16 protein-coding genes are annotated in these 17,888 nt (G+C 69.9%); 5 read left to right on the top strand and 11 right to left on the bottom strand.

The window, feature by feature from the left end; translation table 11 throughout:
- A partial coding sequence (locus A8M77_RS19780; RefSeq protein ID WP_086923215.1) for an extracellular catalytic domain type 1 short-chain-length polyhydroxyalkanoate depolymerase occupies nt 1-1,100 on the bottom strand: 1,100 nt, incomplete at its 3' end.
- A gap of 141 nt (nt 1,101-1,241) precedes the next feature.
- Between A8M77_RS19780 and A8M77_RS19775 the strand changes: the two genes are divergently transcribed.
- Nucleotides 1,242-1,496, top strand: coding sequence for a hypothetical protein (locus tag A8M77_RS19775; protein WP_143694663.1), 255 nt, complete (start codon nt 1,242-1,244; stop codon nt 1,494-1,496).
- Here the strand turns inward: A8M77_RS19775 and A8M77_RS19770 are convergent.
- The 8 genes from A8M77_RS19770 to A8M77_RS19735 all read right to left on the bottom strand — a co-directional run bounded on the left by A8M77_RS19770 (nt 1,460) and on the right by A8M77_RS19735 (nt 10,291).
- Entirely contained in the window at nt 1,460-1,849 is a 390-nt protein-coding gene (locus A8M77_RS19770; protein ID WP_086923213.1) for a hypothetical protein, read from the bottom strand. The two genes, A8M77_RS19775 and A8M77_RS19770, sit on opposite strands and share 37 nt — an antisense overlap.
- Before the next feature lie 148 nt (nt 1,850-1,997).
- Nucleotides 1,998-3,563 (bottom strand): FAD-dependent oxidoreductase, encoded by a 1,566-nt coding sequence (locus A8M77_RS19765; RefSeq protein ID WP_086923212.1) that lies wholly within the window; start codon nt 3,561-3,563, stop codon nt 1,998-2,000.
- 32 nt (nt 3,564-3,595) lie between these two features.
- Nucleotides 3,596-4,939: a TolC family outer membrane protein gene (locus A8M77_RS19760; RefSeq protein WP_238136893.1), complete on the bottom strand. Its 1,344-nt coding sequence runs from the start codon at nt 4,937-4,939 to the stop codon at nt 3,596-3,598.
- A gap of 30 nt (nt 4,940-4,969) precedes the next feature.
- Nucleotides 4,970-8,026, bottom strand: coding sequence for an efflux RND transporter permease subunit (locus A8M77_RS19755; RefSeq protein ID WP_086923210.1), 3,057 nt, complete (start codon nt 8,024-8,026; stop codon nt 4,970-4,972).
- Nucleotides 8,023-9,147: an efflux RND transporter periplasmic adaptor subunit gene (locus A8M77_RS19750; protein WP_238136892.1), complete on the bottom strand. Its 1,125-nt coding sequence runs from the start codon at nt 9,145-9,147 to the stop codon at nt 8,023-8,025. Before A8M77_RS19750 ends, A8M77_RS19755 begins: the two co-directional genes overlap by 4 nt.
- A gap of 12 nt (nt 9,148-9,159) precedes the next feature.
- Nucleotides 9,160-9,609: a hypothetical protein gene (locus A8M77_RS19745; protein WP_238136891.1), complete on the bottom strand. Its 450-nt coding sequence runs from the start codon at nt 9,607-9,609 to the stop codon at nt 9,160-9,162.
- A gap of 50 nt (nt 9,610-9,659) precedes the next feature.
- On the bottom strand, nt 9,660-10,106 hold the full coding sequence (locus A8M77_RS19740) for a hypothetical protein (protein WP_086923209.1): 447 nt from the start codon (nt 10,104-10,106) through the stop codon (nt 9,660-9,662).
- Nucleotides 10,103-10,291 carry a hypothetical protein gene (locus A8M77_RS19735; protein ID WP_086923208.1) on the bottom strand — a complete coding sequence of 63 codons (189 nt, stop codon included), beginning with the start codon at nt 10,289-10,291 and terminating at the stop codon, nt 10,103-10,105. Before A8M77_RS19735 ends, A8M77_RS19740 begins: the two co-directional genes overlap by 4 nt.
- A 233-nt stretch (nt 10,292-10,524) precedes the next feature.
- On the opposite strand from A8M77_RS19735, the gene A8M77_RS19730 reads away from it, so the two are divergent.
- Together A8M77_RS19730 and A8M77_RS19725 are read left to right on the top strand one after the other, a co-directional pair.
- Nucleotides 10,525-11,808 carry an AAA family ATPase gene (locus A8M77_RS19730; protein ID WP_086923207.1) on the top strand — a complete coding sequence of 428 codons (1,284 nt, stop codon included), beginning with the start codon at nt 10,525-10,527 and terminating at the stop codon, nt 11,806-11,808.
- Nucleotides 11,805-12,389, top strand: coding sequence for a hypothetical protein (locus A8M77_RS19725; RefSeq protein ID WP_086923206.1), 585 nt, complete (start codon nt 11,805-11,807; stop codon nt 12,387-12,389). The genes A8M77_RS19730 and A8M77_RS19725 overlap by 4 nt, the downstream gene beginning before the upstream one ends.
- A 16-nt stretch (nt 12,390-12,405) precedes the next feature.
- Here A8M77_RS19725 and A8M77_RS19720 read toward each other — a convergent pair whose 3' ends face one another.
- On the bottom strand, nt 12,406-15,591 hold the full coding sequence (locus A8M77_RS19720) for a BTAD domain-containing putative transcriptional regulator (protein ID WP_143694662.1): 3,186 nt from the start codon (nt 15,589-15,591) through the stop codon (nt 12,406-12,408).
- 81 nt (nt 15,592-15,672) lie between these two features.
- Between A8M77_RS19720 and A8M77_RS19715 the strand changes: the two genes are divergently transcribed.
- Nucleotides 15,673-16,122, top strand: coding sequence for a hypothetical protein (locus tag A8M77_RS19715; RefSeq protein ID WP_086923204.1), 450 nt, complete (start codon nt 15,673-15,675; stop codon nt 16,120-16,122).
- A gap of 312 nt (nt 16,123-16,434) precedes the next feature.
- On the top strand, nt 16,435-16,764 hold the full coding sequence (locus A8M77_RS19710; protein WP_086923203.1) for a DHCW motif cupin fold protein: 330 nt from the start codon (nt 16,435-16,437) through the stop codon (nt 16,762-16,764).
- Between the two features lie 39 nt (nt 16,765-16,803).
- On the opposite strand, the gene leuB is transcribed toward A8M77_RS19710, so the two are convergent.
- On the bottom strand, nt 16,804-17,877 hold the full coding sequence (gene leuB / locus A8M77_RS19705; protein WP_086923202.1) for a 3-isopropylmalate dehydrogenase: 1,074 nt from the start codon (nt 17,875-17,877) through the stop codon (nt 16,804-16,806).
- Nucleotides 17,878-17,888 lie beyond the last annotated feature (11 nt).

The raw sequence follows: 17,888 nt of genomic DNA, 5'->3' as shown, positions 1-17,888 counted from the left end.
GCGCTCACGCTGGTGCAGGCGGGCGGCGGGGGCGGTGGTGGAGGCGGCGGCGGTGCCGTCCCACCTTCGGACGCGTGGCGCGAAAAGAAATCCCACACGATGTCCGGGTAGCTGGGCCCGCGCTGCAAGGCCCATTTGCCGTCGCGGCCCTGCGCGCCGCCGATCCAGTAATGGCCGTGGTCGGTGTCGCCCGGGTCGGGCGTGGCAGTGGGCCCGTCGTAGAACACGGTCTCGACCAGCGAGCGGCTGCCGACCCGCGCATCGACGGTGTAGAAGCTCTGCTGGCAGCCGTAGCCGCTGCCGTTGACCGGCGTGCAGGCGCGCTGCTGCGCCAGCGCCTCGGCCGGCGTGTCATGGCCCGTATCGCCGTTGAGCTGCAGCTGCGCATCGCGCAGGTTGCGGCCGGCGGGCTGGATCACGGTGCAGTCGCCGTTGTTCTGCAGCACCATCAGCGGGATCGGGTTGGCCGCGTTGCGCTCGGCCCGCATGTCCGACACCACCCGGCTCACCGCATGGAAGGTGGCACTGCCCGGACACCCGGAGAACGACACCGAGGCCGAGTCCTCGCCGTAGGGCAGCCCCGAGGCGCTGGCCGCGGCGGCGAAGTACTCGTTGTGCGTGACCGAGAGCACCACCGCCATCGCGCCGCCGGAGGACAGCCCGGTCACGTAGCGCCGCTTCGGATCGACGGCGAAGCGCGCCTCCACCTGCCGGCCGATCTGGTGCAGGTCCTCCGGCTCGCCGCGGCCCTGGTGCCGGTGCTGATCGAGCCAGAAGCCCCAGCAGTTGGTGTTGCGCAGGCCGTCGTAGCTGGTGATGAAGGGGGTGACGAGGATGAAGCCGTAGCGGTCGGCCGCCGCCGCCAGGCCCCAGTCGCGCAGCACGTCGTCGTGCGTCTGCTGGCAGCCGTGCAGGGCCATGACCATCGGCGCGGGCGCCGTGAGGCCGTCGGGCACATAGACCTTGTACTGGCGCTCGCGGGAGCCCGCGTAGCTTTGCGCGGAGAGGGTGAAGGCGCTGGTGGTGCCGGCGTCGGCCGGCAGCGCGGCGATGGCCAGCAGGGCGCAAGCGGCGAACCTGCACAACAGGGGGAAAGCCATGGGTCACCGTCCTTGCGGGGTAGTGCGGGCAACTGTATCAACGCGCAGGCTCGGCGAAGAAAGAAATCGCGACACATCCCCCATATTGCTGAAGCGAACGTCGACGGGTTGCCTCAGCATGCGCGGTGTGAATTCTTCGAAGTGACCACGATGGCCCAACGACCGGACGATGAAGACAATGAGCGCGAGACCACGCTGTACCACGGCACAACACTGGATGTCGCCGAGCACATCCTGGCCAGGAAGCAGTTCGAGGCGCGAGAGACCTACTTCGCGGCAACCCGGGACCTGGCGTGCCTGTTCGCGATCCGCTCGAGCAGGAAACGAGCGAATGCGCAACGCGCCGGTCACGAACTAGATCACTGCAGGCAGTTCGCCCGGATCGCCTGCGCATAGCGCGCCTGCTGCTCGAGCGCCGCGATCTGCTGCGCGGCGTCGCCCTGGGTCTCGCGCGAGGGCTCGAGCTGGAGTTCGCCGCCGGGGAACAGGATGAAGTGCTTCTTGCCCTTGTACCCGCCCGCCGGCTCCTTCACGCTGACATAGCCGCAGCCGACGCGGGTCTGCTTGCTGTACCAGACATGCTCGAATTGCGCGGAAGCGCCGTTGTCGAGCTTGGCGCGCACCGCGCCCTTCACGTCCTGCAAGGGAATCCAGTACGTCGAAGCCCACCACCCCGTCACGGCCACGGCGAACACGGCGATGCCGAACGCGACGGCCAGGAGGGCGTGCAAGCCCCGTGACTCGATCAAGGACCGTCTTCTGAACCGCTTTGCATCCACCGCCATGAACGCTCCCTTCTCGCTTGACGACACCAGCGCCCGAGTGTGAACGGCGCGGCCGCGCGGGCCCTCGTCACTATTGCTCTTGTCACGCGGTCCATGCTGGCGTATGCAGGCCTCACGCCGCCATCGCCAGCCGCTCGCGGACGAAGCGCGCCACGGCCCCCTCGTCGAGCCGGATGCCGCTCAGCCCGACATAGCCGTCCGGCCGCAGCAGGTAGAACGATTTCCCCGGGATGCTCGCACGGGCCAGCTCGGCCTCGTTCTCCGGGCCGGGCGGAATCGCGTGCACCCGCAGCAGCTCGCCGGCCGGCCAGCCGGTGCGGGCCGGCGGCTCCTGGCCGAACACGAGCAGGTGGAAGTGCAGGTCGTCCAGCTTCTCGAACACGTCCTCCACCGGCCCCTGCGGCGTGAAGCGCAGGCGCAGCCAGGGAAAGCGGTCGCCGGCGTACGGCGCGTTCTCGGGCGTTCCTCCCAGCGCCATCGACAGCGGGCTCTCCCGGTAGTGGATGCCGATCTGCGACACCGTGCGGAAGGCGGTGCGCTGGATGCGCGGCCGGCTCATGGCCAGGGCGCCGACGCGGGCCAGCACCTCGGTGCGCAGCAGGCCGGCGAACCAGCTGTCCGACACCACCAGCCGGAAGCCCCGGTCCGTGGTGTCCAGCAGGCGGCGCGCCACCGGCAGCCGCTCGGCCTCGTAGGAGTCGAGCAGCGAGGCGTCGGCCTTCCCCTGCGTGACCAGCGCCAGCTTCCAGCCGAGGTTGTAGGCATCCTGCAGGCCGGTGTTCATGCCCTGCGCGCCCAGCGGGCTGTGGATGTGGGCCGCATCGCCGAGCACGAAGGCGCGCCCCTCGCGGAAGTGCGAGGCGCTGCGGTGGTGGATGCGGTAGGTCGAGAACCAGCTGCAGCCCTTGAAGACCAGCCCCTCGCCGGCCTGCTCGCGCACCGACGAAACCACGTCCTCGAAGCGCACATCGGGCCGCCCGCGCAGCGCCTCGGGCAGGATGCCGACCAGCCGCCAGTGGTCCGTCCCGCGCATGGGGAACATCAGGTGAAAGCCCTCCTTCCACAGGTACACGTTCACCTCGTCGGGCACCATGCCGCCGCTGGCCTCCACGTCGGCGACGAAGAAGACATGCTCGTAGGGCGCGCCGGGAAAGCCGATGCCGCTCTGCTCGCGCACCGCGCTGCGGGCGCCGTCGCAGCCCGCGATCCAGCCCGCCTTCACCTCGCGCAGGCTGCCGTCGGGCCGCTGCAGCGTCGCGACGACGCCATCCGGCGTCTGCGTGAAGGCCATCAGCTCGGTGTTCCAGCTCACCGACAGGCCGAAGTCGTGCAGGCGCTCGCCGAGGATCTTCTCGTTGTCGTCCTGGCCGAGCACGAGGATGTAGGGGTAGGGACTGAGCCGCGCGCCGGCGTCCGCCAGCGGCACGCGCGCCATGCGGCGGCCGTCGGCCCAGAGGTTGGCGCCGTCGCCGCGCTTGCCGAGTGCCAGCGCCTGCTCCACCACGCCGAGCTTCTGGTAGATCTCCAGCGTGCGCGCCTGCACCCCGAGCGCACGGGTCTCGCGCGCCGGGTGGGCATGGCGGTCGATGATGAGGGTGCGCACGCCGCGGCGTGCGAGCTGGTTGGCGAGCATGAGGCCGGTGGGGCCGGCGCCGACGACGAGTACATCGGTGTCCATGGTCTTCCTCCTGTCGTTCCTGCGGGTGCGCATCAGCGCACCAGGTAGCCGTTGAGCGCGCGCAGGTCGTCCTCGCGCAAGTCCCCGGCGGCGGATGCGAGCCGGATGCGGCCCAGCAGATAGTCGTTCTTCGCCTGTGCCAAGTCCAGTTCGGCCGTGTACAGCCGCTGCTGGGCGTCCAGCACGTCCAGCTCGGTGCGGCTGCCCAGGTCGCGGCCGAGCGTGGTGGCCTCCAGCGCGGTGCGCGCCGAGAGCACCGACTGCTCCAGCGCGCCGATGCGGCTCACCCCGGTCTTCACCGCGAGAAAGGCGTCCTGCACCTGCAGCCGGGCATCGCGCTCGGCCGCGCCCAGCTCCTGCTCGGCCTGGTCCCGGCGCGCGATGGATTCGCGCCAGCGCGAGTTCAGCGCGCCACCCGTGTAGAGCGGCACCGTGAGCTGCACGCCGACGCTGGCGCCGCGCGCGCTGTCGGGCGAGACGGACGCCGGCAGGCCGCCGTTCTGGCCCTGGCGGGTGAAGCTGGCGACCAGGTCGACGGTGGGCCGGCCGCTCAGCCGGTACTTGTCGATCTCCGCGCCGGCGATGAGCAGTTCATTGCGCTTCACCTGCACGCGGGTGTTGCCGTCCAGCCCCCGGGTCTGCCAGCTCTCCAGGTTGTCGGGTTGGGGCGGCACGGGCGCGAAGCCGGCGCGCAGTCCGGCCAGGCCCTCGGCCGGCAGGCCGGTGAGCTCGCGGTATTGCGCCTGCCGCAGCGCCAGCGCGCTCTGGGCCGAGACCTCGCGCGCCGCCACGCTGTCGTGGCGCGCCTGCGCCTCCTGCAGGTCGGTGATGCGGCCGCGGCCCACGTCGAAGCGGGCCTGCGCGCGGTCGCGCTGCATGCCCACCGCGGTCATCTCGGCCTGCGCGACGCGCAGAGTCTCGCGCGCCAGCAGCACGTTGAAGTACGCCTCGGCCACGCGCCGCACCAGGTCCTGCTGCGCGTCGCGGTACCCGACTTCGGCCAGCGCGGTCTGCTGGTGCAGCTGCTTGCGCTCGGCGCCGGCCTTCGCGTCGTACAGCGGCTGCACCAGCTGCACGCCAACCTGGTGCACGTTGCCGCGGCTGTCCGACTGCGTGCTGCCGTAGCCCGTGCTGATCGTCGACTTCTCGCTCACCCGGTTCAGGCTGGCCTGCAGCGAGACCTGCGGCTTCAGCAGCGCGTCGCCCTGCACGGCCTTCTCGCGGCCCGCGATCACGGCCTGGTCGGCCGCGCGCATGGTGGGGTCGGCGCGCAGCGCGCTTTCATAGGAGGCCATCAGGTCGAGCCCGAAGGCCGCGCCCGACGCGCCGGCGACCAGCACCGCCAAGGCGGCCTGCTTGATGCGTATCGTGTTCATCCTCGTGTTCATCGTCGTGTCCGTGGAAGGTCATGCGGCCGCGGGCCGCTTCGCGCCGTACCAGCTGGCGTAGAGCGCGGGCAGGAAGAGGAGGGTGAGCAGGGTCGCGACGAAGAGCCCGCCCATGATCGACCAGGCCATCGGGCCCCAGAAGACCGAGCGCGTGAGCGGGACCATCGCGAGGATGGCGGCCAGCGCCGTCAGGATGATCGGCCGCATACGCCGCACGGCCGATTCGACGATCGCGGTCCACAGCGGCGCGCCGGCCGCCACGTCGTGGTCGATCTGCACCACCAGAATCACCGAGTTGCGGATGATCATCCCGGCCAGCGCGATCACGCCCAGCATGGCGACGAAGCCGAAGGGGATGCGGAAGGCGAAGAGCATCAGCGCCACGCCGATCAGCCCCAGCGGCGCGGTGAGCAGCACCAGCGCCATCTTCTTCAGGTCCTGCAGCTGCACCATGAGCAGCAGCAGCACGGCCGCCGCCATCAGTGGCATCACCGCGAAGATCGAGGCCTGCGACTTGCTGCTGGACTCCAGCGCGCCGCCGGTGTCGATGCCGTAGCCCAGCGGCAGCGTCTTCGCCAGCGCCTCGATCTTCGGCTGGAGCGCCAGCGCCACGTCGGGCGCCTCGGCGCCGGCCACGTCGGCGCGCACGGTGAGCGTGGGCACGCGGTTGCGGCGCCACAGCACGCTGTCCTCGCTGTCCAGCGACAGCCGCGCCACCTGCGAGACCGGCACGAACTTGCCGTCGCGCAGGTAGATGCGCGCGTCCTTCAGGTTGTTGAGGTCGGTGCGCTCTTCCTCCACGAGCCGGGCGATCACGTCGAGCTCCTTGTCGCCCTCGCGGTACTGCGTGATGGTCGTGCCGCTGAGCGAGCCCTGCAGCGCGGTCTTGACCTGGCGCGAGCTGATGCCGAGCTGGCGCGCCTTGTCCTGGTCGATGTCGACGCGCAGGCGCTTCAGCCGCTCGCCCCAGTCCTGGTTGACGCGCCGCACGTGGGGGTCGGCGCGCAGGACCGAGGCCACCCGGTCGGCGATGGTGCGCACCTGGGCCGGGTCCTGCCCGAAGACGCGGAACTGCAGCGGGTAGCCCACCGGCGGCCCGTTCTCCAGCCGGTTGACGCGGCCGCGCACCAGCGGAAAGCCGTTGTCGAGCAGGTGCTGGACCTTCGCCAGCACGCGCTCGCGCGCCTCGCCGCCCTTCGTCATCACCATCAGCTCGCCCAGGTTGAGGTTGGGCGTCTGCACGTCCAGCGGCAGGTAGAAGCGCGGGCTGCCGGTGCCGACGTAGCTGGTGACGGCAAGCACGTCCGGGTCTTTGCGCAGCTGCGCCTCGAGCGCCTCCACTTCGCGCTGGCTGGCCTCGAAGGTGGCGGACTGCGGCAGCCACAGGTCGACCATCAGCTCGGGCCGGTCCGAGGCCGGGAAGAACTGCTTGGGCACCGCGCCGAAGAGCGCGATCGAACCGGCGAAGAGCGCCAGCGTGCCGGCGATCACCCAGCGCCGCCGCGCCAGGCACCACTCGACCAGGACGCGGAAGCGTGCGTAGAAGCCGCGCTGGTAGATCGCATCTTCGTCATGGTGGCCCGCGTGCGGCTGCTCCTTCAGCAGCTTGAAGCCGATGTAGGGCGTGAACACCACCGCGACGATCCAGGACAGCATGAGCGAGATGCCCACCACCTGGAACAGCGAGAACACGTACTCGCCCGCGCCCGACCTGGCGAAGCCCACCGGCAGGAAGCCCGCCGCCGTGATCAGCGTGCCGGTGAGCATGGGGAAGGCGGTTGCCGTGTAGGCGTAGGTGGCGGCGCGGAAGCGGTCCCAGCCCTGCTCCAGCTTGAGCGCCATCATCTCGACCGCGATGATCGCGTCGTCCACCAGCAGGCCCAGCGAGATGATCAGCGCGCCCAGCGAGATGCGCTGCAGCTCGATGCCGAGCACATACATCACGAGGAAGGTCAGCGCCAGCACCAGCGGGATGCTGAGCGCCACCACCAGGCCGGTGCGCAGGCCCAGCGAGAAGAAGCTCACCACCAGCACGATGACCACGGCCTCCAGCAGGCTCTTCTTGAATTCGTGCACCGACTCGGCCACCACCTTGGGCTGGTCCGAGACGGCATGGACCTGCACGCCCACCGGCAGGCTGGCCTGGATGCGGGCGACGGTGGCGGAAAGCTGCTCGCCGAGGCGGATCACGTCGCCGCCCTTGCGCATGCTGACCGCCAGGCCGACGGCCTCCTGGCCGTCGAAGCGCATCTTCGAGGTGGCCGGATCGACCAGGCCGCGCCGCACCTCGGCGATGTCGCCGAGGCGGAAGGTGCGCCCATTGGCGCGGATGCCCATGTCGCGGATGCTCTCGACCGAATCGAACTCGCCGCTCACCGTGAGGCGCAGCTGCTCGGACGCGGTCAGCACCGTGCCCGCCGCATCGACCGTGTTGGCCGCGGCCAGGGTCGAGGCGATGAGCGAGGGGTCGATGCCCAGCGAAGCCAGCTTGGCGTTGCTGGCCTCGACGTGGATCTTCGGGTCCTGAGCGCCCACCAGCTCGACCTTGTTGACGTCGGCCACGCGCAGGAACTCGTTGCGCGCGGCATCGGCGAAGTCGCGCAGCTCGGCATAGCCGAAGCCGTCGCCGGTGATGGCGTAGAGGTTGCCGAAGGTGTCGCCGAACTCGTCGTTGAAGAAGGGCCCGCGCACGCCCTGCGGCAGCGTGGCCTGGATGTCGCCGAGCTTCTTGCGCACCTGGTACCAGACCTGCGGCACCGCGGCGGGCGGGGTGGCCTCGCGCAGGTTGACCTTGATCTGCGTGACGCCGGGCTTGGCGTAGCTGCTGGTGTAGTCGATCTCGGCGATCTCCTGCAGCTTCTTCTCCAGCTTGTCGGTGACCTGCTCGGCCATCTGCTGCGCCGAGCTGCCGGGCCAGGAGGCCTGCACCACCATGGTCTTGACGGTGAATTCGGGGTCTTCCTTCTGGCCCAGGCGGCTGTAGGCGAAGAGGCCCGAGAGGCCGAGCAGCAGCAGGAGGAAGACGATCATCTGCGGGTGCTTCAGCGCCCACTCGGAGAGATTCAATCTGCTCATGGCTGCGCTCCCTGCGCGCTCGCAGCCGCCTTCACCTTCTGCCCCGCATGCAGCATGTGCACGCCGGCGGTGACCACGGTCTCGCCGCCCTTCAGGCCGCCGGCGATCAGCACGCTGTCGTTCTGCGCGCTGCCCAGCTCGACGGGGCGCGCCGATACCTGCGTGCTCGCCGCATCCACCACCCACACCATCGGCTTGCCGTCCTGGTGGTGAATGGCCGACAGCGGCAGGCGGATGGCCGATCGGCCCTCCACGTCGGGCACGAAGACGGAGGCCGTCATGCCCAGCACCAGCGCCGCATCGGCGCCCTTGACGGCGATGCGCGCGGCGTAGGTGCGCGTCACGCTGTCGGCATCCGGCGCCAGCTCACGCAGGCTGCCCTCGTAGCGCTGGCCGGGCCGGGCCCAGAGCGACACCTCCAGCCGCTTCGCGCGCCGCAGCTCGTCGATGCGCGACTCGGGCACGCTCACCAGCACCTCGCGCTCGCCGTCGGCGGCCAGCGTGATCACCTGCTGGCCGGCAGAGACCACCTGGCCCGATTCGGCACTGATCGATGCGACCACGCCGTCGCGGTCGGCCACCAGCTCGGTGTAGCCGCGCTGGTTGACGCGCAGCTGCTGCTGCGCCAGCGACGAGCGCAGCTGCGATTCCGATTCGGCCAGCGCCAGGCGCTGCTGGTCCACCTCGGCCTGCGAGGCGAACTTGCGCGCCAGCAGCTGCTCGGTGCGCTGAAGGTCCACGCGGTTCTGCGAAACGCGGCTCCTCGCCGCGTCCACGCTGGCGGTGGCGGCCACCACCTGCAGCGCCTCCTGCGCCGGGTCGAGGCGCATCAGCGGCTGGCCGCGCCGCACGTGGGTGCCGATCTCGACCAGCCGCGCCACGATGCGGCCCGAGGCCTGGAAGCCCAGCTTGCTCTCGTAGCGCGACTGGACCTGGCCCGAGTAGGTCGCGCCCACGGTGCCGCTGCTTTCGCCGGCCACGACGCTGCGCACCGGCCGGATGTCCTCGTGGGCGGCTTCTTCCTTGGGGGCGCAGCCGCCGGCCAGCAGGGCGGCGCCGAGCAAGGCCAGCACGGTGGGGGGATTCATGGCGAGCTCCTTCTCCTTGTCGTCGTCGTTCATGGGCCCCGGGCTTCAGCGCAGCACGTAGCCGCGCCCTTCCATGCAGGCCTTGAAGGCCCGGTCGTAGGCGGACTTGTGCTGGGCCTGGGCCTGTTGCTGCTGCTGCGCGGCCTGGCGTTCCTTCATCTTTCCGCGCACCGCGGCACCGAGGGCACCGGCGGCGGCGCCGCCCGCCGGGTCGTGGTCGGCGATCGAGGCGATCGCCGCGCCGCCCATCGCACCGCGGGCCAGCGCGCCGGGCGGCTGGGGTGCGGGCGCCGCGGCGGTCTGCGCCTGTGCCGGGTCGAAGCCGGTCTGGTCGCGGGCCCAGGCGTAGCACTGGTACTTGTCCTTGTCCTGCTGCTTGGCGCTCTGGCCCTTGGCGGGGTAGATCGCGGGCGAGGCCGTGCCGGCGGCGTGGACCAGGCCGGCGGTGCCCAGGGTCAGCGACAGGGCGAGGATGGACAGGGTCTTGGAAGTCATGGCGGGTCTCTCTTTCAGGGGTTGGGGTTGGGGTTGGGGGCAGGAGGAAATCAGGCGGGAGGCTGCAGGCGCAGGAACAGGCTGGCGAGCCACAGGGCGGACACGACGGCGTGCAGGTAGAAGCCGGCGCCGCTGGTGGTCAGCGGGTTCCAGCGCGAGGGCGTGGGGAAGCGCAGGTAGCGCAGCTGCTGCGCCAGCGCGTTGCCGCGGTCACGCAGGCGGTGCCAGTAGGTGGTGGAGCGGAACTCCATCACCAGGAAGGCCAGGCTGATGACGAGCCCGCCGGTCTTCAGCAGCTCGGCGCGGGCGAAGCTGCTGCGCACGGCGTGGGAGGACAGCGCGGTGATGATGCTGCCGGTGGTGCCCAGCAGCAGCGCCAGCTGATAGAAGCGCAGCGTGGCGTACAGGCGCATGAAGTCGCACACGCCCTTGTATTCCTCCGCCGGGTCGCCGGAGACCGACTCCGGCGCCGCGTCCAGGACCTCGGCCGCGTTCACGACGCCGTCCTCCTGCGGCTCACCGTGCGCCGGGCGAAGCGCTTGCGCCCGCTCAGCACCTGGCACAGCTCGGCCAGGGACTGGAAAGGGGCGATCCGGCTGCTTTGGACGTCCTCGACGACGCCGGCGAGCGCCTCGGCGTCTTGGCGGTATACGCGGACCAGGTAGCTGCGAATCTCTCTCACGGGGGCTCCTTCTTTCGATGGGAGCCAGTGTCGAAAGAGAGCCTCTACTTATTGGCTACTTATTCGCGAATCGGCAGGCAGGGGCGGCAGCCGCGCACGCTGAAGCCCATGTGACGCGCTGTCTTACACTCTTCTGCACCCTTTTCTGCACCCTTGCACCGAGCCTGAGTGCCGTTCAGTCCTCGCATCGTGTTCGCCCAGTTCGTAGCCCTCGTTTCCGGAGGAGTTGATTCATGCTGAAGTCACTGCACCTTCAGGGCGTCGGCCCGGCGAGGGTGTTCGGGCCTGTCGAGTTCGCGCCGCGGCTCAACTTCATCTCGGGCGACAACGGCCTGGGCAAGAGTTTTCTGCTGGATATCGCATGGTGGACGCTGACGCGTACATGGGCCCGAGGCGTGCCGGCCGCGCCTCAGCGAGGCGCCAAGAAGTCTTCCATCTCCTACGCCTACAGTAAATCGACCCCCGGCGACTTCACCGAGGAAAGCGTGTTCAAGCACGCAGACCAGAGCTGGCCCGTCAAACCGGGGCGTCCACCGATTCCCGGGGTGGTGATCTATGCAGGCGTGGACGGCAGCTTTGCGGCATGGGACCCTGCGCGAAACTACTGGAGCGACAAGGATGCGCAAACGTTCGAGCGACTGCGCGCATTCAACTTCACGCCCGACGATGTCTGGAAGGGACTGGAAGGCGCGGGCGGTATCCGCCACTGCAATGGTTTGATTCAGGACTGGGTCCTTTGGCAGAAAGGCAACGACCCGGCATTCGGCGATCTGGTCAAAGTCCTGGACGCGCTTTCGCCCTCTGGCCAGGAGCACTTGACGCCGGGCGACCCTGTGAGGGTGGGACTCGACGTGACCGACTACCCCTCCCTGCGCATGCCCTATGGACAGGATGTCCCACTGGTCCACGCGTCGGCAGGCATGCGCCGCATCGCCGCGCTGGCGTACCTGCTCGTTTGGACGTGGCGCGAACACCAGTTGGCTTGCGCACAGACACGACGCAATCCAGCCAAGGAGATCATCTTTCTGATCGACGAGATCGAATGCCATCTGCACCCGCAATGGCAGCGGCGGATCGTCCCCGCACTGATGAATGTGATGCGCGCGCTGACGGGCAAGAACGTGCCGGTGCAGCTCCTGGTCGCAACCCACTCGCCATTGGTGCTGGCCTCGGTGGAGCCTGAGTTCGACGAAGATCAAGACGCGATCTTCACAATCAAGCTGCAAGCCGGAAAGGCCGAGGTCTCGCACGAGGCATGGGCCAAGCAGGGCGACGTGGTGAACTGGCTGGTTTCTGACGCCTTCGGACTTCAGCAGGCGCGTTCCGTGGAAGCCGAGGAAGCCATCGAAGCGGCGGAGGCGTGGATGCGCAACGACAAGCAGGCTCTCCCACCATACCTGTCCGATCAACAGCAGATCGATGAAGCGCTGAGGCGCACGCTGCCCGGTTCGGATCATTTCTGGCCTCGCTGGGTCGTCTGGGTGGAGAAGCACCCAGGACAGACGACGAGCGCATGAACCGCGTCGCCAACCCTATCGACGAGCCCGATGAGTTCGATGCGAAATGCCGCCAGAAGGGCCAGGAGTGGCTGGCGGCCAACCCGGGTGCGAAACGTCCCAAGGACTTGTGGTCGCCATTCAGGCTCGACTTGGCCAAAGGCTTTCAGAATCGCTGCGGATTCGGGGCGATGTGGATCTCGAGCGGCACCGTCGATCACTTCATCAGCTGCGACGAAGATTCTTCCAAGGCGTACGAGTGGTCGAACTATCGCTATATCGAAGGCTGGATCAACAGCTCCAAGAAGAAGCATCCGTCCAATGAACTTCTCGACCCCTTCGAAGTGCAGGAAGGGTGGTTCGAAGTCGATCTGCCCTCGCTCCAGTTGAAGCTGACCGATGCGGTGCCCGCGGCAGCCAGAGAGCGCGCGGAGTTCACGCTGAAGCGACTCAAATTGCGCGACGACGAGCGGATCGTTCGACAGCGGCGCGCATGGTATGAGCTCTACCAAACCAAGGATCTCACGCTCGAAGGCCTTCGCAAGATGGCGCCACTGATTGCCGCAGCGGTCGAACGACAACTCGCCGCCGCAGCAGCATAGGTGGCAGACGCTTCTTCTATTCCAGCCGCAGCGTCCGGTACAGCTTCTCGGTCCCAGCCGAGGGCGGCAGGCTCAGCGTGACCGACAGCGTCTGCTTCAGCCGGCGGTAAGCGCTGACCGCCTCGGGCAGCCGGTCGAGCCGGTGGTAGCAGCGCATCAGGCCCTGGTAGAAGGGCTCGACCACGTCGTCGGCCTCCAGCCCGCGCAGGTAGCAGGCGACGGCCTCCTCGTGGCGCTGGGCATGCTCCAGCGCGTTCGCATGGTCGGCCACCGCCTGGATGAACTTGCCGCGCAGCCGCTCGCGCATGGGAACGGGCCAGCTCTCGCCTTCCTCCTCGGCCAGGAAGGCGCCGCGGTAGAGCGCCAGCGCCTCGCCCAGGGCCGCGCCGTCGCCCGGCGGGGCGGCGCGCGCCGCCGCCAGGGCGCGCTCGAAGGCCCAGGCGTCGACCCACACCTGCGCCCGGTCGAGCGAGAGCTGGCCGCCCTGCTGGATCACCGCGTCGTCCGTTCCGAGCAGTCCGCGCAGGCGGCGCACGGCCGCGGCCAGCGAGCGCGCGGCGGCGTCGCCGGTCTCGTCGGGCCAGAAGGTGTCGACCAGCACGCCCTCGGGCGCGCTGCCGCCGCGCGCGACGATGGCCTTGAGCAGCGCCAGGGTCTTGCGCGGCGCCTTGCGGCCGAATTCGACCGGGTTGTCCTCGACCAGGAGCTCGAAGCCGCCCAGCGTGCGCACCCGCACCGGCCAGGGCCACCGCGCCAGCTCTTCCGCCGGCGGCGCGATGCGCCAGCGCCGGATCAGCCGCCGCACCAGATCGGTCTCGATGCCGGCCGCCAGCGCCAGGTGCAGCAGCACCGGCTTGCGCGTGACGGCGCGGTGCGCGTAGGCGGCCCGCGTGTGGTCGGCGGCGGCCAGGGCGAAGCCCTCGGCGAGCTTGGCCAGGGTGCCGGCGGCGTCGCCCTGCACGTGGGCGACGTAGGCCTCTTCCAGCAGCAGTTGGGCCTCCATCGCCTCCAGGTAGCTGCCGCGCGACAGGCTGCGCGAGCGCTCGACGATCGCCAGCGCCTGCGCGGCCTCGCCGCCGTCGGCCAGCGCGCTGGCGAAGAGCGCCGGGAACACGGCCAGGAAGTAGGCAGCGCCCACGCGCTCCACCGCCTCCAGCCCGCGGTGCGCGTATTCCAGCGCCGCCTGCGTCTCGCCCCGCAGCTGCGCCAGCATGGTGCGGGCGACGAAGAAGTTCATCTCGGCATCGCGCGTGCCGCGGGCCGGGTGGACTTCCATGCGCGCGATGCGCGCCTGCGCCTCGGCCGCGCGGCGGAAGGTCAGGTCGAGGTAGGCATGGAACTGCATCGCGGCGAACTCGGCGTGCGGCAGGCCCTCCTCGCGCGCCAGGTCCTCGGCGCGCTCGAAGCGCATGGCGGAGGCGTCGAAGTCGGCCTGCCGCAGGTCGTGAATGGCGCGGAAGACGAACCAGAAGGCGCGGTTGAGCGCGCTGGCCGGCAGGCACTCGACGGCCGCGTCGGTCTTGCCGATGAGTTGCAGCGCGAGCTCGTCCTCGGCCGCGTTGTGGAAGTAGGTGATCAGGTGGGTGGCGGTGACCAGGCGCTGGTTCCAGTCGATCGCCGCATCGTCCACCAGCGCGAGCAGCCGCGGCCCCAGGGCGCGCACGGCCGGATGCGCCGGCCGGCAGAAGGCGAGCGCGGCATGCAGGGCCGACAGGCTCATCAGCTCGACGCTGCGCGTGGGAAAGGCCGGCTCGCCGCGCATCAGCGGCTCGAGGCGGTCGACCCAGGGCGTGATCTCCGACCAGCCCAGGCGCGCATGCCACAGCGTCTGCACCACCGCGGCGCCGCAGGCGAGCTGGCCGACGGCGTCCGCGGCCTCCGCGAAGCGCTGGTGGCGCGCCTGCAGGATCTGCAGGGCGCGGTCGGGCGCGATGGCCATCAGCGCACGGCCTTCCCAGTAGCCGAGCCAGGGATCGCGCTCGCGCACCGGCGGCGGGATGCGGCCCAGCCAGTCGAGCAGGGTCTGGCGCCGGCCCTGCTCCAGAAGGCCCTCGGCATGCGCGCCGGCCAGCCGCGCGCAGGCGGCCCCATCGCCGGCCTCCCCGAAGAGCGCAAAGGCCTGCTCCCAGTGCCCCTCGGCCTCCATGAGCTGCGCGGCGCGGCCGGTCCATTCGCGCAGCTCGCCGACGGACCACGCCGCGCGCGCCTGGTGCTGCAGGAAGCTGCGGAACAGCGCGTGGAACTGGAACACGTAGCCCGCCGCCGGCTGCGCGACACGGCGCCGGTCGGTGAACAGGTGGCGCTTGTAGTGATGGTCGAGCAGGCGCCCGGCTTCCGGCAGGCCGGTGAGCCGTTCGGCCAGCGGCACGGTCATGAGCGGCAGGAAGGCCAGCTGCATCAGCGCACGCTGGTGCGCCGGCGTGGTGCCGTCGAACACGCGCTGCGCGAAGTAGCCGAACACGTGCTGCAGCGAGTCGGCCTCGTCCTCCTCCTGCGCCCCGGCGGGTTGCCGGGTGCGCGCGAGCAGCAGCGTGAGCCCGGCTGCCCAGCCGTGCGAGCGCAGCTGCAGCGCATCGACCCGCGCCTCGTCCGTCACGCCGCGCTTGCGGGCGATGGCCCGCGTCTCGGCCGGCGTGAGGCGCAGCGCCTCGCCGTCCACCGGCGCCAGCGCATCGTCCGCCAGCAGCGCGGCATAGGCCGCAGGCGGCTCGGCGCGGCTGAGCACGAAGACGTTCGTGCCCTCGGGCACCTGGGCCATGCCCTCGGCCACGATCGCGTGGAAGCCGGCGTCCTCGGGCACCTCCTGGAAGTTGTCGAGCACCAGCGCGGCGCCGGCGCCGAGGCCGGCGTACAGGTCGCGGAAGAAGCGCCGCGCGAAGCCGCGCAGGTCCGGCAGGTACTCGGGGGTCAGCAGCGGCAGCCGCTCGCCAGCCCCGGCGGCGGCCGCGGCCAGGCGCAGGTGGTAGACGAAGGAGGCGGGATCGGCATCGGCGGCATCGACCTGGTACCAGATCCCGCCGCGCTTGCGGGCCTCGCGGTGGCCGGCCACCAGGGTGGTCTTGCCGGCGCCGGGCTGGGCGCAGAGCCACACCACCGGGCGCCGCGCCGCCTTGTCGAGCAGGGCGGACAGCCGCGTGCGCGCGAGCACGTCGTGCAGCCGCGGCCGCGAGATCTTGGCGAGGGCCACCTGTTTGCCGGGCATGCGCGCCTCCTCGTGGCGCATGATACGGCGCGAGGCTACGATGCGGCTCGCGCCATGGGCGGGCGCGCATCAGGAGCTTTCATGGCAGCAACGGACGGCAACGGCAGCACGGCGGACTGGGGCGCGGTACGCCCGGCATGGTGGCCCTGGCTGCCCCTGCAGTGGAACCTGCAGGCACCGGAGAAGCTCACGCAGCCGATCAACCCCGGCTGGTCCTTCGGCAACGTCGTCAACGTGACGAACCTCAATTCGTCGGCACCCGACATCGAGCGCGACGTGCTGCAGAAGCACAGCTACGGGCGCCAGATCGGGCGGATGATGGACGCGGTGTCGGCACTGGTCGAGCAGTTGCCCGCGGCGGCGAAGCGCGACGGCCGCGTGGCCGAGTTCGTGGTCCTGGCGAAGGACGTGGCGCGCATCAAGGACGAGGCCCGCCTGCCGCGGCTGGAACGCCTTCGGATGGAGATCGAGGCGCTCGAGCGCGAGGATCCGCACGCTTACCGGGAGCTGCAGCGGATGCTGGCGCGCTAGCGCACTCCGGCGCCCGACCAAATCGACCCACCAATCCATGCGCAGCGTCGCACTCGCCGCGATTCGCCTCTGTCAAAAGTACCTCTCACCCTGCAAAGGGTTCTCCTGCGCATATCGGTACACACAAACCGGGATCCTTGCGTCAAATCTTGCAGATGGTCGCTACCCGAGTTGCGCCGCAGATCGATCTTCTACATTGCTTCCGCTTCACTCGTCAAAGTGAAGACTTGAAGCAGCGCAGGCGAGGCTGCTGGACCGTTCTTTCGAACGGACGCTCAAGTCAAATGCCACGCCGCTGACGAAGGATCGTTCATGCAGATGTGCGCCATTCCGTTCGGTACGACCGATTGGTCGAATGTCGAGCGTACTGAACACTACGGCGAGCGCGGCCTCGCCTACTGGCGCACACAAGTCTTCGGCAACATCCGCGTCCGGACGGTCGAGTACACGCCGGGCTATCGAGCGGCCCACTGGTGCAGCAAGGGGCACATTCTTCTGTGCACGCACGGCGAGCTTCACATCGAGCTTCAAGACGGTCGCGTCTTCACGCTGCGCCCCGGCATGAGCTACCAGGTTGCCGACGATGTCGAACCTCACCGCTCCTCCACAGAGGTTGGCGCCAGGCTTTTCATCGTGGACTGAGGAAAAGTCTTGCCCCTTCGGTGATCGATCGCGCGTCGATCACACGGTGCGGAGCGCCGCTACCACCGCCTCGCCCATCTCGCGCGTGCCCACGCGCTCGCAGCCGGGCTGGAAGATGTCGCCGGTGCGCAGGCCATCGGCCAGCACGCGGCGCACCGAGCGCTCGACGCGTTCAGCCGCATCCGCCAGGCCGAAGGAATGGCGCAGCATCATCGCCATCGACAGGATGGCCGCGAGCGGGTTCGCGAGGTTCCGGCCGGCGATGTCGGGCGCGGTGCCGTGCACCGGCTCGTACAGGCCCCTGGTGCCGGCGGCCATCGAGGCCGAAGGCAGCATGCCGATGGAACCGGTCAGCATGGCCGCAGCGTCGGAGAGGATGTCGCCGAAGATGTTGCCGGTGACGATCACGTCGAACTGCTTCGGCGCGCGCATCAGCTGCATGGCCGCGGCGTCGACGAACAGGTGCGTGAGCTCGACGTCCGGGTACTCGGCGCCCACGCGCGTGACGACCTCGCGCCACAGCTGCATCACCTCCAGCACGTTGGCCTTGTCGACCGAGCACAGCCTGCGGCGGCGCGCCCGCGCGGTGCGGAAGGCCACATGCGCGATGCGCTCGACCTCGGGCTCCGAATAGCGCATGGTGTTGAAGGCCTCGCGCTCGCCGCGCGCGTTGGTGCCGTGGCCGCGCGGCTCGCCGAAGTAGACGTCGCCGGTGAGCTCGCGCAGGATCATCAGGTCCAGGCCCTCGACCAACTCGGGCTTGAGGGTGGAGGCGCCGACCAGCTCGGGGAACAGGAAGGCGGGCCGGAAGTTGGCGAACAGGCCCAGCGCCTGGCGCAGCCGCAGCAGGCTGGCGCCCGGCCGCATCGCGAAGGGGATGGCCTCGTCGCCGGGCATGCCGGCGGAGCCGAAGAGGATGGCGTCGGCGCGGCGGCCGATGTCGAGGGTGGCCTCGGGCAGCGGATCGCCCGCGCTGTCGATGCCGGCCTGGCCGATCGGCGCCTGCGCCAGTTCCATGGCCTGGGCCGGGCCGAGCACGGCCTTCAACACGCGGACGGCCTCGGCCGTCACCTCGGGACCGATGCCGTCGCCGGGCATCACTGCAATCTTCATGGGAGCACTCT

The sequence above is a fragment of the Variovorax sp. JS1663 genome (assembly GCF_002157355.1).
Taxonomy (GTDB): domain Bacteria; phylum Pseudomonadota; class Gammaproteobacteria; order Burkholderiales; family Burkholderiaceae_C; genus Variovorax.
Note: the sequence above shows the minus strand (reverse complement) of the source record. Positions and strands in the feature narration are given on the sequence as shown.

What these genes read in the sequence shown, in the direction of transcription:
- A8M77_RS19710 (WP_086923203.1), top strand. Translation starts at nt 16,435, where the DNA reads ATGCAGATGTGCGCCATTCCGTTCGGTACGACCGATTGGTCGAATGTC.
- A8M77_RS19755 (WP_086923210.1), bottom strand. Translation starts at nt 8,026, where the DNA reads ATGAGCAGATTGAATCTCTCCGAGTGGGCGCTGAAGCACCCGCAGATG.
- leuB (WP_086923202.1), bottom strand. Translation starts at nt 17,877, where the DNA reads ATGAAGATTGCAGTGATGCCCGGCGACGGCATCGGTCCCGAGGTGACG.
- A8M77_RS19715 (WP_086923204.1), top strand. Translation starts at nt 15,673, where the DNA reads ATGGCAGCAACGGACGGCAACGGCAGCACGGCGGACTGGGGCGCGGTA.
- A8M77_RS19745 (WP_238136891.1), bottom strand. Translation starts at nt 9,609, where the DNA reads ATGACTTCCAAGACCCTGTCCATCCTCGCCCTGTCGCTGACCCTGGGC.
- A8M77_RS19760 (WP_238136893.1), bottom strand. Translation starts at nt 4,939, where the DNA reads ATGAACACGATACGCATCAAGCAGGCCGCCTTGGCGGTGCTGGTCGCC.
- A8M77_RS19765 (WP_086923212.1), bottom strand. Translation starts at nt 3,563, where the DNA reads ATGGACACCGATGTACTCGTCGTCGGCGCCGGCCCCACCGGCCTCATG.
- A8M77_RS19725 (WP_086923206.1), top strand. Translation starts at nt 11,805, where the DNA reads ATGAACCGCGTCGCCAACCCTATCGACGAGCCCGATGAGTTCGATGCG.
- A8M77_RS19730 (WP_086923207.1), top strand. Translation starts at nt 10,525, where the DNA reads ATGCTGAAGTCACTGCACCTTCAGGGCGTCGGCCCGGCGAGGGTGTTC.
- A8M77_RS19750 (WP_238136892.1), bottom strand. Translation starts at nt 9,147, where the DNA reads ATGAACGACGACGACAAGGAGAAGGAGCTCGCCATGAATCCCCCCACC.
- A8M77_RS19720 (WP_143694662.1), bottom strand. Translation starts at nt 15,591, where the DNA reads ATGCCCGGCAAACAGGTGGCCCTCGCCAAGATCTCGCGGCCGCGGCTG.